This window comes from Methylobacter sp., from assembly GCF_023227905.1.
Lineage (GTDB): Bacteria > Pseudomonadota > Gammaproteobacteria > Methylococcales > Methylomonadaceae > Methylobacter_A.
The window spans coordinates 1-12,682 of record NZ_JALOCF010000082.1 but is presented as its reverse complement, the minus strand read 5'-3'; the positions used below and the strand labels follow the sequence as shown (position 1 = coordinate 12,682).

The following is a 12,682-nucleotide window of genomic DNA, read 5'->3' as shown; positions in this document are numbered from 1 at the left end:
GCTAAAGGCTAAAGGCTAAAGGCTAAAGGCTAAAGGCTAAAGGCTAAAGGCTAAAGGCTAAAGGCTAAAGGCTAAAGGCTAAAGGCTAAAAATTGAAAACGCTCTTTAACATCAATGCAAGCTTTTTTCGCCCTTCGCCCTGCGTCTTTCGCCTTCTTCATCCGTGTTCTATTGTTTGCTGAGTAGTTACAACGGACGCAAACATCAGACAAACGGCCAGTAGCGTTTCCCACGGATCTCCTGGCTGCCGGCCTTTGATCTGCCGATCCGCCTTTGCACTTAACGTGAGAATACTATTCAGGTCGCTGTCGCCCAGCCTGTTCAGCGCATCGCTAACCAACTGCTGGCGCTTGTCCCAAATATGGTTGTTTTTAAAAGCCAGCGCTTTATTTTGCCCCTGAGCCAAGGCCTGTTTAATCTTGATGAGTACCCGAGCCTCCCGCGCCAAAGCCCATAACACCACGGGGGCCGCAACGCCTTCTGCCTGCAAGCCGGACAAAACCTTAAAAATCCGGCCTACTTTGGCCGCCAACACGCAATCCACCAGCTTAAACACATCGAATCTGGAACTGTCGGCCACTACATCGAAAATCTGCTGATTGCTGAGCTGTATTGGACCGTATAGCACGTACAGCTTTTCTATTTCCTGCGCGGCCGCCAACAGATTTCCTTCAATCCTGGAAGCCAATATCCTGGTACCTTCAGCTTCAGCCTGTAGCCCGCGCCGTTGCATTCTTTGCTGCAACCAGCGAATCAGGTCTTGTCCCTCCAGCGGCCAGACCTGAATAACACAACCCGCTTTATCCAAAGCCTGAAACCAGCGCGATTTTAAGGAGGCGCTTGCCGTTTTTGCCGCGGTAATTAATAACAGCGTGTCTTCTGGTAAACGCTCGCAATAGTCGATTAAGGCTTTCGATCCCTCAGTGCCCGGCGTACCGGTGGGCAGCCTTAAATCGATGATTTTTTTATCGGTAAAAATAGATAGCGAACCGGCCGACTCCATCAATTCATTCCATGAAAATCCGGAGTCCGCAACAAGAACCTCGCGGCTATCATAACCCGCTTTCCGTGCCGCCGCCCGGATCGCATCAGCCATCTCGCCCAGCTGCAACGGTTCGTCGCCGCTAATGAAATAAACTGGCGCCAAGTCCTTTTGCAACGCCGCCGCTAACTGTTCGGGCTTGAGCCGCATACTATTTCGCGCCTGCCTCTAATACGACCCTGGCGCGGTTAACGATGGTTTGCACAGCCTGTTGATACATTTCGTTGCGTATTACGGCTTCTTCCTGATCTTTGGCAATCATAAACTGCTGATCGTTGTAATACTCACGCCGGACTTCAACAGACTGCCGCGGCATCAACACGGCGTCCGCTGCATTCGCAAACTCATAGTCCAGGCGATAGGTTAGCTCAAACTCGTTAGACTTGCCTCGGGTGCTCAACGACAACACACGCCGGTTAAATTCCTCGTTAGCAACCTTGATAACGATACCTGCCCCCTGACGGGAACTGGCAAGCTGAGCGGAAGATGATTTCATGACCTGCTTGAATTGTTCGAGCAACGGCGAAGATCCGCCCTCAACATAGACATTTTTCATGTTTGCCGGCAATTCAAGAGCGCCCCGCAAATGATAGCCGCAAGCGCTCAATAACAAAGCCATAACAAAGATGACCGCTTTTTTTGTTAACACTGGTATCTCCCTTAATGAGAAGAGCAAGGCTAAAGGCTAAAGGCTAAAGGCTAAAGGCTAAAGGCTAAAGGCTAAAGGCTAAAGGCTAAAGGCTAAAGGCTAAAGGCTAAAGGCTAAAGGCTAAAGGCTAAAAATTGAAAAAGTTCTTAATCCTCAACGCAAGCTTTTTTTGCCTTTCGCCCTTCGTCTTTCGCCTAAACGACAATATTGACCAATTTCTTAGGCACCACGATCACCTTTTTAATCGGCTGGTCTTCAATAAAACGCTTGATATGCTCATCGCTCAGCGCCATTGCCTCTATTTCTTCCTTAGACGCATTAACCGACACCGACATCTTGCTGCGCAGCTTGCCGTTAACCTGTAACACCAGTTCCAAAGTGTCCTGCTCCAAAGCCGCTGCATCAACCTCAGGCCATGAGGCGCCGACTACCGCTTCTTGATGCCCCAGATCCAGCCACAGTTGATGACAGATATGCGGCACGATAGGCGATAGCATCAACACAATGGCTTCCAATGCTTCCTGCCGAACTGCCTTGCCGTTGTCGGAATCATCAACAAATTTGGACAAGGCGTTGATCAGCTCCATATTCGCGGCAATTACGGTATTAAAGGTATAGCGTCTGCCAAAGTCGTCGGTTGCTTTCTGGATAGTCAAATGCAGTTGGCGACGAACCGCCTGTTGCTCAGCGGTCAAAGTTTGTTTATCCAGCGGCACTGTAGAACCGCCGGCTTCGCAATGCGTATAAGCTTGCTTCCAAAGCCGTTTCAGGAACCGGAACGCGCCTTCCACGCCGCTGTCCGACCATTCCAGCGATTGCTCCGGCGGCGCGGCAAACATGATAAACAAACGCACGGTATCGGCGCCGTATTGATCGATCAGGCCTTGCGGATCAACCGTGTTGCCTTTGGACTTGGACATTTTACTGCCGTCTTTCAGCACCATGCCTTGGGTCAACAGCTTTTTAAACGGCTCGTCGCAGACGACCAAGCCTTCATCCCGCATCAGCTTGGTGTAAAAGCGCGCATACAGCAAATGCAAAATCGCATGCTCGATGCCGCCGATATAATGGTCGACAGGTAGCCAGTATTTGGCGCTTTCATCGATCATGCTGTCCGGGTTGTTGCCTGCAAATCGTGCGAAATACCAGGACGATTCCATAAAGGTATCGAAAGTATCGGTTTCCCGGCGCGCCGCTTTGCCGCAGGTCGGACAGGTGGTATGAGAGAAAGTCGGATGAGCGACTAAAGGCGATTGCGAGCCGTCCAGCACGACGTCTCTTGGCAGTTCCACCGGCAAGTCCTTCTCAGGCACAGGCACCGTGCCACAATCATCGCAATAGATGACCGGAATCGGCGCGCCCCAGTAACGCTGCCGGGAAACCCCCCAGTCGCGCAATCTGAAATTGGTTTTGCGTTGGCCTTTTTGATCTTTTTCCAGCGCTTCCGCAATGGCGGCAAAAGCCTGTTCCGAGGTCAATCCGTCGAACTGGCCGGAATTTTTCAGGATGCCTTTGACAGTGTAAGCCTGTTCTGAGCAATCCGCATCGCCGCCGTCTTTGGCAAAAATGACTTGCTTGATGGCGATGCCGTACTTAAGGGCAAACTCGTAATCGCGTTGGTCGTGCGCTGGAACCGACATCACCGCGCCGGTGCCGTAACCCATCAACACGAAATTGGCGATCCAGACCGGAACCTGTTCGCCGGTAATCGGATGAAGTGCTTTGATGCCGGAATCGATACCGCGTTTTTCCATGGTTTCCATGGCCGCTTCCGAGGTTTCCATCATTTTGCAGTCATCGATAAATGCGCTGATTTCAGGGTTGGTTTCTGCGGCTTTCAACGCCAGCGGATGTTCCGCCGCTACGGCAAGATAAGTCACGCCCATCAGCGTGTCGGGACGCGTGGTATAGATGCTTAAATGCTGATCCAACTCAGGCACCGGAAAATCCATCTCCACGCCTTCGGAGCGGCCGATCCAGTTCGCCTGCATGGTTTTAACCTGCTCCGGCCAGCCATCCAGCGTTTCCAGCGAGGCGAGCAATTCATCCGCATAAGCGGTGATTTTCAAGAACCACTGGGCGATTTCCTTGCGCTCAACTTGGGTATCGCAACGCCAGCAGCAGCCGTCGATAACCTGCTCGTTAGCCAAAACGGTCATGTCATGCGGACACCAATTGACCGGTGCGGTTTTTTTATAAACCAGGCCTTTTTCCAGCAGCTTCAGGAAAAACCATTGCTCCCACTTATAATAATGCGGGTTGCAAGTCGCTAATTCGCGGCTCCAGTCATAGCCAAAACCCAGCCGTTTGAGCTGGTCGCGCATATAGTCGATGTTGCTGTAGGTCCAGTCGGCCGGATGGACGCCGTGCTGCATCGCGGCATTTTCCGCCGGCAGGCCGAACGCATCCCAGCCCATAGGCTGCATGACATTTTTGCCCAACATGCGCTGGTAGCGGCTGATGACGTCGCCAATGGTATAGTTACGGACATGCCCCATGTGCAGCTTGCCGCTGGGGTAAGGAAACATCGATAAACAATAATACTTATCTTGTGTCGGCGATTCCGACACATTAAATACGCCTGACTCGTCCCAGGCGGACTGTACTTCTTGCTCAATTGCCAAAGGCTTATAATTTTCTTGCATCCTTCTCGTCTTTTACCAGTCAAAAGCGTTAGAATACCGTACAGTTGCTTAAATCTCAAAGCGCCATTTTCAGGAGTTGAACCCTATGAATAAAAACAAACTAGTCACCGCCTATACCGATTTTATGAAGCATCTCCATGAAACCATGGAAGATACGCTGCATTCGTTTGCCGAAGCGCTGGAAATTTCAAAAGAAAAAACCAGAAAAGACAGCAATTTGACGGACGAAGAATTGGACAAGGTTTCGGAGTTTGTTAGACGCGACGTTGAGCATGCGGCCCACGGCTTGTCAGACGAGGAAGATAAGGAATCGCTGTCCGAGTGGTTTAAGTTCGATATTGAATTGATTGAAAACTTCGCGCTGGATGCTTTTTTAAGCGTTGCCGATAAAACCCGCCTGGAACTGGCAAAACTGGAAGAACTGGCAAAAGTGCATACCTACCACAGCGGCGACATTACCGTGCCCGGCACCTTTATCTGCGACGACTGCGGCAAGGAAATTGCCTTTAAAACAGCCAGCGAAATTCCTGAATGCCCAAAGTGCCAAGGCAAAACCTTTATCCGTGTTTGATATTAGCGCCCCAAGCTTTATAATGCGACTTTCAACTATTTGATTTAACGGGGATAACATGCGCAGAGTCATTTTCAACCAGAAAGGCGGCGTCGGCAAATCTACTATTACGTGCAATTTAGCCGCCATCAGTGCTGTTGAAGGTAAGCGTACATTAGTCATCGATCTCGATGTTCAGGGCAATTCAACGCAATACCTGCTCGGCAGCAAAGTCAGCGACAGCGACAAAACGATCGCCCACTTCTTTAAGGATACCCTGAGCCTATCCCTGTTTGGCAGCGGTTCATCCGGCTCCGGTCTTGAAAGCGCAATACATGAGACTCCGTTCCCAAATTTGTTTGTGCTTCCATCCCATCCTGAGCTTGAGCCATTGCAAAGCCGTTTGGAATCGCGCATGAAAATCTTTAAGTTGAAAGAAGCGCTGGAAAAACTTGAGGGTTTCGATGAGATCTATATGGACACGCCGCCGATCCTCAACTTCTACAGCCAGTCTGCCCTGATTGCGGCCGACAAATGCCTGATTCCTTTCGATTGCGATACTTTCGCCAGAGAAGCTCTGTATTCTCTGATGCAAGTAGTAGCAGAAGTTAAAGCCGACCATAATCACAATCTTGAAGTTGAAGGCATCATCGTCAATCAGTATCAAAAACAAGCTAACATGCCTCGCCAAATAGTCGAAGAGCTTATTGCCGAGGGACTGCCGGTACTGGCTGCAATGATCTCGCCATCGGTCAAGGTCAGGGAATCGCACACCGAATCCAAGCCGTTGGTGCATTACATGCCTAACCACAAGCTGACCGATGAATACCGCGCCTTACATGCGGAGATTCACGGCAGTTAAAGTTGTAAACGCATTCATCGTTTCCGTACCGTTGCGGAATGCATCCGACACAACGCTCAGTGATCCCGGCACAGAGTAGGCGGAATAATCACCCATGAAAATTGCCGGTTCCCAAGCTCCAGATTGAGAACCGGCACTTCCCACGCAATCATACTCCCCTTACACTATGAACACCGTTAAACCCTGGCTACTGCCTATACTGTCCGGCGTTCTGATCGGCACCAGTTACATCCCTTTCCCGCCCTGGGCATCGTTATTCTGTTTCGTTCCCTTATGGATTTTCTGGAGCCGGCAAACCCGCCTAAAAAATGTTTTCCTTGGCGGCTTGATCACCTCATTCATCTTCACGCTGATCGGCTTTAATTGGGTCACCTATCTGCTGCATGAGTTTGCCCATTTGGACTGGCCTGTAGCGGTTATCGGCATGGTAGTCTATGGACTGATCGCCCACTTGTTTGTGCCTCTAGCCGGCGTACTGTGGTTTTGGGGACAGCAAAAATTCAACTGGTCAAAGCGGCTTTCGCTGGGGTTGATGGCACTGATCACTACGCTTTGCGAAGCCTACTCGCTGACCCTGTTCGACTGGAACTTCGGTTATACATGGTATGGCGCCAACATCCCCGTTTACCACTGGGCGGAAGTGATCGGTTTTAGCGGGCTCAGCGCCGCAACACTGCTGTGCAACCTGCCGCTGTATATTGCCTGGGAAAAGCGCAAGCAAAGCGCTGGAAAAATCATCCTGGCAAGTGTCGTTTCAGGCTTCATACTGCTGAATATCGGCGGCCTGTGGCTTAAAAACAGGCTCCCTCAGCCGGATGCGTCGTTCAAAACGCTGCTGATTCAGGCCTATATTGAAAACGCAGAAAAGCTGGCCGCCGAACTGGGCAAAGGCTATAGCAATGAAATCTTCAACCGCTATCTCACGCTGACCGATAACGCCCTGAAAGCCCATCAAGACGCCAAAATCGATTTCGCCATGTGGCCTGAAACCGCATTTCCGGCATTGCTGGGTGAACGGTTTAAATCCGACGACTCCCCGGTAGTGCTGGCGCAGTTTCTCCATGAACGGCAACTGCCGCTGATTACCGGCGCATATAGTGTCGATGAGTCATCACGCCTGATTACCAATTCCCTGTTTGTATTGAACAAGGACGGCGAAATAGTGCCGCCGCATTACAGCAAATCGATCCTGCTGGCGTTTGGCGAATACATACCCGGCGAACAGTTTTTCCCCGAAATCCGCAACTGGCTGCCGCCTACCGGCCATTTTGCCAGAGGCCACGGACCGACCGAATTGCTGCGCTGGAACGGCTATAAAATGGGCGCGCAAATATGCTATGAAAGCCTGTTCCCGCAATTTTCGCGCTCGCTGGCGGAACTTGGTGCCCAGTTTATCGTCAATGTCACCAACGATTCCTGGTACGGCTCCTGGCAGGAACCTTACCAACACATGTACATGACCCTGGCGCGCGGCGTGGAATTTCGCCGCCCGGTATTGCGCGTCACCAACACCGGCATTTCCACGGTATCGCTGGCATCGGGAGAAATCCTGGAACGCTCGCCGATACATCAGACTTGGGCAGGCTTATACGAAGTGCCTTACCTGAAAAATCCGCCCGCAACCTTCTACCAAAACTGGTTCTGGCTGGTGCCGGGTTTATTGTGGGGAGCGTTGGTTTTGTTGCTAGGGATTGGAGTCGTAAACCGGAAAAACACCGATGAGGGCAAGTAAACTGCCATACCTCGCGATATAAAAACAAAATTGCAGGCAGCGCCTGATTCTGGGTGGAACTGGACACATACTGTTGCTTAGTCAACTCAGTAAAAAATGATTTTCAGCTCAATTGCTCCATTACCAAAGGATGGCGCTTTTGATGATACCCAATAAACTGTTTAATCCAGACATCTCCGTACTTAAGCTATAGTGTTTGAAACGAATGTTGTCACGGACTTGGCCGAGTAATTTTCCAGGTTGCGTTGATGTCGTATTTGTTTGCGCAATGCGTCGCCTTATTTTATAATTTAGTCATTGAAAACAATAAGATAATTTACTTAAAAATGAATATACGACGCTACGATTTTTTTATACGACAAATGATGTCGTATATATTACGTTAGAGGCCATCATGCAGAGATGTCCAAGCTGCGGTGGCAAACTCTCTTGGGGTTTCATACTCCAAATACAAAAATGGGCGCCAACGAGAGGCTGCCCATCGTGCGGTCAACTTTTGACACACTCAGGAATGTTGATGGGTGGCTCCATCGTCAGCGTGCTTGGAGCGAGTGCATATCAAATCTTGAAGTTGTACGTAGCTCCGGGCATAGCTTTATTCATCATCCTCTTGAGCAGCCTTTTCTTTTGCTACAGAGAATGCCGATCACTTGAAATCCTTCCAACCGACGAATTAGTTGAGCGTAAGATTAAATCATCCATTGAGCTTACTCCGACAACAACAAAACTTACTGCTTATCTTGGCATTTTTGGTGGAGCCTTATTGTTGGCTGGTTGTGTTTTTATCGTTGCAGTTTTAAGTATTGATGGTGCAGCGTCTCTTTCCGCGAAGATATTGTTCAGTGTATTGGCACTAGCCGGCTTGGGCGGCCTCATCATTGGTGCCCGAATACTTCGCGGGAAAAGTTTGTTGTCAGGTTACCCGCTAATGAAACCGTAAATGGGTAGTATGGTTAAAATGGCCTCTAACCATACAGTCAAGCGGGACTGCGCAAAAGCGCGCACCCCCTTACTTTCACATTAGCCCACCAACATGCCAGATGCTCTTCGCCTCCAATTCGAGCCCGACACCGACGGCTATGCCGGTTCCGGGTCCGCTTGGTTCGGGGAAGCGGAACTCGTCGAGTTGGCGAAGAAACTCGCCGTCGCATTTCCATTGCTCGCCGAATCACCGCTTGGAATCCGCGGTGGTTTCTGGAGCAAGTCCGGTGGTGGTATCGAACAAGAGCATATTGGCCTTACGTTTTATCCTGTTGGGACCGTTGGTCGAGTCGGTTGCCGTATCGTGCTTAGCACACCGGTTCATGAACACGACCGGCCGGAAGGGCAGTCGTCTTTGGCGGTTGAGTTGCTCACCACCTATGAAAGGCTTAGCGCTTTTGCCCGGTCTCTGGAGCTGCTCGTAACTGGAGGTGCCGATGAAGCAGTTCTCGAAGCAGCGGACTAACCCTCCGGTGCAGGGGACGCTACGCGATAAAGCCGCGTATCACCACCGACCTTGAACGTTAGCATTTAAGAAAAGGGATTCGAGAGTATGCATACACGACCAAACCACAAAAAAGCAGTAGCTCAATTTACCTTATTAGGTTTTGTGATTATTTCGGCAAACAGTAGTTACTCTATTGAAGGAATGACTGACGAAGAAAGACAAGTTCGGGAAGCAAGTGATGCTGCAAACAGTGCCGCGCTTGGTTGCGTTGCCCGGCATAATTTAGACATTCGTAAAGATGACTTGTCGCCTTGCAAGAAAGAGATAGATAAAGCGAACGAAGAAAGAGAAAGATTTAACGATTTCTTTACAAAGCTAAGCGAAGAGAAAAGAAAAATTCCTTACGGGGAACGGCGAAAGCAATATAAAGATCTTTTAGAAAAGTATTCTGATTTTTCTATAGATGAATTGGGATCGATCCACAAGCAGCATTGTGTAACCAAGTGGGGTAGCACAGGATCGTCTACAGAGTGCAACGCGATAGCCGAATCTATTTCAATCAAAAAGTATGGAAAGTATTTCCAGAAAGAGAATGATGCTAACAAGTAAAGGCATCGGACACTGAACGCGCTGCTTCTTTAAGCGTTAGAGAGCTAAATCCATGGCATTCGATGCAATCGCTGAATTTGTTGTTCGCGCCATCGCGCGGTTTGTTGTCGAGGTCTTATTTGTTAGTGTCTTCTATTGGCCAGGGTGGGTTATGCTTCGTGTACTTACGTTGGGACGCTATCCACCGCCCCAGGCATACCCACACAACCGAGAGTTTGTTGCTATAGTAGCTTTTGCCGCTCTGCTAGCAGGTGTAACACTACATTACACAGACTCCTTCTCATGAAAAGCCGTTCTCTAACATGGCGCTCAATCAGAGCGCGGTTATAATGTAGCTTCTTTTTCAGCTTTTCGAGCCAACCATTCCCTTGATTAGCCTTACGTTGAGCACCTAAGCATCGGCATGAACCAGTCCCTCTGTCAATTTAATCCCAACCAACACCCATTGAAGAGACGCTATCGCTTAGTTCATTGAAGGCGGAGGATGTCGAACCGCTCTATGCAGCAGAGCCAGATCCTCTGGTTTACGAATAACATCCAGAACCATTGAGGTTTCAGAAGCCGGTATTTAAAGGGGTCTTTGCTGGCGGTTTCTAACATCATCAATAAACCAGACGGCATAACTCAAACGTTTGACCTCAATCGATTTTAGGCTTCACCGCATCAAGAAGCGGTGTTACTCTCCAAAAGCAAAGCGACCCTCCCGTTTTGGAATATTCTCCCAACGCATGATTTTTTCACTGCTAAAGGCCGGCTGAACGTCGGCAGTTTACAATAAAGTATCTCCCCGATTGTTTAGCGATGCGCGTCACACAACTCGAAATTACGTTTATCTGATAAGTAATTGCACTTATTGATTGAAAAAGTTTAACTCTCTATGCTACAGAAAACGATAAAAAACCGACGGTTTTTTAGGTTTACTTGTGCGCTAGATTCAAATTTTAATTTCAAATATAGCGACTTATTGTGCCATTTTTGACTTGGATTGAAGGTTAAATTATGTTTAAAAACTTAACAATGGAAGCCTGGATTCTTTATCTAAAAATCTTAAACGCTGAGCTCATCTCGGACATTTCGATACATTGCATGGACAGGCAGTACAGATTAGCGGATAAGGCCTATTACAGATACAGACGGCGGCGAGCTTCAGAAGCATAATACGGGAAAATGGCCGACAGGAAAGGCGCTTGAATTGCCGAAGCACTTTTATAATTGCTTATGGCTTGTTGATTTGAGCCACTTCACCAATAGCCATAGAAAACGGCAGGCATAAAAAAATCCCTTCGTCTAAACGTAAGAGATTGTTTTCCATGGTGCCTCGGGCCGGAGTCGAACCGGCACGTCCTTTCGAACGAGGGATTTTAAGTCCCTTGCGTCTACCAATTTCGCCACCGAGGCATCGATAACTTTGGTAAGCCGCATATTATATAGCAACAAAAAAAATAAACTAGACCTATATCCAAAAAAGGCCACATCTAAATTTAAATACTGTATTTAACGATACCGGAAGGCTGGGCGATAGTATGGGCTAGCGTAAGGCCAGTAGTAACTTCCCCAGTAATACGGGTAGCCTCCATAGTAAGGATTGTAGCCATAGCCATATCCAAAACCATCGTAACGGCTGTCGTACACATAAACCGGCCAGCGATAAATGGTCGTGGCTGAAATCAGCGGCATGCGCATAACCTTGTTGCCTATGGCGCGCTCGATATCGCCTATAAGAGTTCCCGCAACTGTGATCTCGGAGTTTTTGGTGTAAACAGCCGGATCGAGAAACTCTGGGGTTTTAAAAACGAATCGCCCTCCGTTCGGTTTATCCGTCTGCGGTTCACCGTCGCTATCCAAAGGATAAGTCAGCACCTGCACCAGACTGAAACTTTGTTCATTTTCCACATCAACAATAATGCCGCCCCAACGCACCGGCGCATTTTTATAATTATTAATGTTCTGGCTTGCTTGCGTGTAAGAAATATCATTTGAAGGAGGATCTTTTATCTCCTTCGGCAGAGTCGAGCAAGCGCTCAACAACAAACAGATAATGAATAAATACCATTTCATGTCTTTTCTCCGTTATTTATTTTTGGTCGCCATGTCTTGTCCGCACTAAACCAGAAAATTAGCAATAAGGCTATTGGGAAAGATACCTACTCCTGAAACTACACCGGTTTTCAGCACAGCAAGCGCTTTGCCCAACTGTTTACTAATGTCAGATATGATTAATAAAAAACTGCTCCGCCCGGTATACGATACGAATGAGGCGATGCTTTTTATGAGTGCGGACGCAGCTATTTGGAATAGAGGTGTGGTGATTGATCTCACGCTTAAATGCGAAGCCCCTATTGTACAACTCAATGCTAGTGTAAAAAACTATAATCAAAGCCATAACCGATACCATCGTGATAACTGTAGTAATCATAAACCGGCCACAAGTAAATAGTCGTGGCTGAAATCAACGGTACGCGCAAAACTTTTTTTCCTACCGTGCGTTCGATATCACCTGTAAGCGTTCCTGCAACGGTAATTTTCGCGTTTGCGGTGTAAACAGCCGGCTCTAGAAACCCCGGGCTTTTAAAAACAAATCGCCCTGCATGCGATTTATCCGTCTGCGGCTCGCCGTCGCTATCCAAAGGATAATAAAGCACCTGCACCAGAGTGAAATTTTGTTCATTTTCTACATCAACAATAATACCGCCCCAACGCACTGGCGCATCTTTAAAATTGGTAATCTTCTGGGTTGTTGCTTCGGGGTAGGGAATGTCATGCAGAGGAGGATTTTTTATCGCAACCGGTACAGTTGAGCAAGCGTTCAATAATAAAAAGCTGAGTAACAAGTACCGCTTCATATCTTTTCTCCTGCCATATACATTTTCAATCATTATTTCCTAATTCTACTTAAGCAGAAAACCGACGATAAGGCTATTGTTACAGCAGGGCAATCGCGCTATATTTTCCTTTTCCCAAAGATCAGTTCGGCGCGATAACAATCACTCAAACAAGCACGCAGTTTTCGTTGGCGTAGGCTGTCTTTGCTGGGGCTGTTGTTATTCAACAAATTCAAGGCCGCACGCCGGATTAATGCCAGGTTTTCCGGCGAATGATCTTTTCGGGCCCGGTTGTTGTCTTCCCCGAACTGCACATCCAATACCCAATGCTGCTGGTTCTCG

General features: G+C 48.5%; 11 protein-coding genes, 1 tRNA gene and 1 pseudogene. 6 read left to right on the top strand and 7 right to left on the bottom strand.

Translation table 11 applies throughout. From position 1 onward, the window contains the following. Window positions 1-157 precede the first annotated feature (157 nt). The 3 genes from holA to leuS all read right to left on the bottom strand — a co-directional run bounded on the left by holA (window position 158) and on the right by leuS (window position 4,336). Window positions 158-1,192 carry a DNA polymerase III subunit delta gene (holA, locus tag M0R47_RS20400; protein WP_292558196.1) on the bottom strand — a complete coding sequence of 345 codons (1,035 nt, stop codon included), beginning with the start codon at window positions 1,190-1,192 and terminating at the stop codon, window positions 158-160. Window position 1,193: 1 nt separating this feature from the next. Continuing rightward, window positions 1,194-1,691, bottom strand: coding sequence for an LPS assembly lipoprotein LptE (lptE, locus tag M0R47_RS20395; protein ID WP_292558195.1), 498 nt, complete (start codon window positions 1,689-1,691; stop codon window positions 1,194-1,196). 194 nt (window positions 1,692-1,885) lie between these two features. Next, on the bottom strand, window positions 1,886-4,336 hold the full coding sequence (gene leuS, locus M0R47_RS20390; protein ID WP_292558194.1) for a leucine--tRNA ligase: 2,451 nt from the start codon (window positions 4,334-4,336) through the stop codon (window positions 1,886-1,888). A gap of 85 nt (window positions 4,337-4,421) precedes the next feature. Between leuS and M0R47_RS20385 the strand changes: the two genes are divergently transcribed. The 6 genes from M0R47_RS20385 (at window position 4,422) to M0R47_RS20360 (ending at window position 9,518) form a co-directional block, all read left to right on the top strand. Then, a complete protein-coding gene (locus M0R47_RS20385) occupies window positions 4,422-4,907 on the top strand; it encodes a zinc ribbon-containing protein (RefSeq protein ID WP_292558193.1) in 486 nt (161 codons plus the stop codon). 58 nt (window positions 4,908-4,965) lie between these two features. Then, a complete protein-coding gene (locus M0R47_RS20380) occupies window positions 4,966-5,748 on the top strand; it encodes a ParA family protein (RefSeq protein ID WP_292558192.1) in 783 nt (260 codons plus the stop codon). A 166-nt stretch (window positions 5,749-5,914) separates the two neighbouring features. Continuing rightward, entirely contained in the window at window positions 5,915-7,480 is a 1,566-nt protein-coding gene (lnt, locus tag M0R47_RS20375; RefSeq protein ID WP_292558191.1) for an apolipoprotein N-acyltransferase, read from the top strand. Between the two features lie 517 nt (window positions 7,481-7,997). Continuing rightward, the gene (locus M0R47_RS20370; protein ID WP_292558190.1) at window positions 7,998-8,420 is read left to right on the top strand and encodes a hypothetical protein; all 423 of its coding nucleotides are present in this window, start codon (window positions 7,998-8,000) and stop codon (window positions 8,418-8,420) included. A 93-nt stretch (window positions 8,421-8,513) separates the two neighbouring features. Then, window positions 8,514-8,927 (top strand): hypothetical protein, encoded by a 414-nt coding sequence (locus M0R47_RS20365; protein ID WP_292558189.1) that lies wholly within the window; start codon window positions 8,514-8,516, stop codon window positions 8,925-8,927. A gap of 87 nt (window positions 8,928-9,014) precedes the next feature. Further along, a complete protein-coding gene (locus M0R47_RS20360; RefSeq protein WP_292558188.1) occupies window positions 9,015-9,518 on the top strand; it encodes a hypothetical protein in 504 nt (167 codons plus the stop codon). Window positions 9,519-10,829: 1,311 nt separating this feature from the next. On the opposite strand, the gene M0R47_RS20355 is transcribed toward M0R47_RS20360, so the two are convergent. The 4 genes and pseudogenes from M0R47_RS20355 to M0R47_RS20340 form a co-directional block, all read right to left on the bottom strand. Next, a tRNA-Leu gene (locus M0R47_RS20355) sits at window positions 10,830-10,916 on the bottom strand. Between the two features lie 96 nt (window positions 10,917-11,012). Beyond that, window positions 11,013-11,576, bottom strand: coding sequence for a Slp family lipoprotein (locus M0R47_RS20350; protein WP_292558187.1), 564 nt, complete (start codon window positions 11,574-11,576; stop codon window positions 11,013-11,015). 296 nt (window positions 11,577-11,872) lie between these two features. After that, on the bottom strand, window positions 11,873-12,394 hold the full coding sequence (locus tag M0R47_RS20345; RefSeq protein ID WP_292558186.1) for a Slp family lipoprotein: 522 nt from the start codon (window positions 12,392-12,394) through the stop codon (window positions 11,873-11,875). Window positions 12,395-12,459: 65 nt separating this feature from the next. Continuing rightward, window positions 12,460-12,682: pseudogene (locus M0R47_RS20340) on the bottom strand (ISAs1 family transposase); the annotation flags it as partial.

What these genes read in the sequence shown, in the direction of transcription:
- holA (WP_292558196.1), bottom strand. Translation starts at nt 1,192, where the DNA reads ATGCGGCTCAAGCCCGAACAGTTAGCGGCGGCGTTGCAAAAGGACTTG.
- leuS (WP_292558194.1), bottom strand. Translation starts at nt 4,336, where the DNA reads ATGCAAGAAAATTATAAGCCTTTGGCAATTGAGCAAGAAGTACAGTCC.
- M0R47_RS20385 (WP_292558193.1), top strand. Translation starts at nt 4,422, where the DNA reads ATGAATAAAAACAAACTAGTCACCGCCTATACCGATTTTATGAAGCAT.
- M0R47_RS20380 (WP_292558192.1), top strand. Translation starts at nt 4,966, where the DNA reads ATGCGCAGAGTCATTTTCAACCAGAAAGGCGGCGTCGGCAAATCTACT.
- lnt (WP_292558191.1), top strand. Translation starts at nt 5,915, where the DNA reads ATGAACACCGTTAAACCCTGGCTACTGCCTATACTGTCCGGCGTTCTG.
- M0R47_RS20370 (WP_292558190.1), top strand. Translation starts at nt 7,998, where the DNA reads ATGGGTGGCTCCATCGTCAGCGTGCTTGGAGCGAGTGCATATCAAATC.
- M0R47_RS20365 (WP_292558189.1), top strand. Translation starts at nt 8,514, where the DNA reads ATGCCAGATGCTCTTCGCCTCCAATTCGAGCCCGACACCGACGGCTAT.
- M0R47_RS20360 (WP_292558188.1), top strand. Translation starts at nt 9,015, where the DNA reads ATGCATACACGACCAAACCACAAAAAAGCAGTAGCTCAATTTACCTTA.
- M0R47_RS20350 (WP_292558187.1), bottom strand. Translation starts at nt 11,576, where the DNA reads ATGAAATGGTATTTATTCATTATCTGTTTGTTGTTGAGCGCTTGCTCG.
- M0R47_RS20345 (WP_292558186.1), bottom strand. Translation starts at nt 12,394, where the DNA reads ATGATTGAAAATGTATATGGCAGGAGAAAAGATATGAAGCGGTACTTG.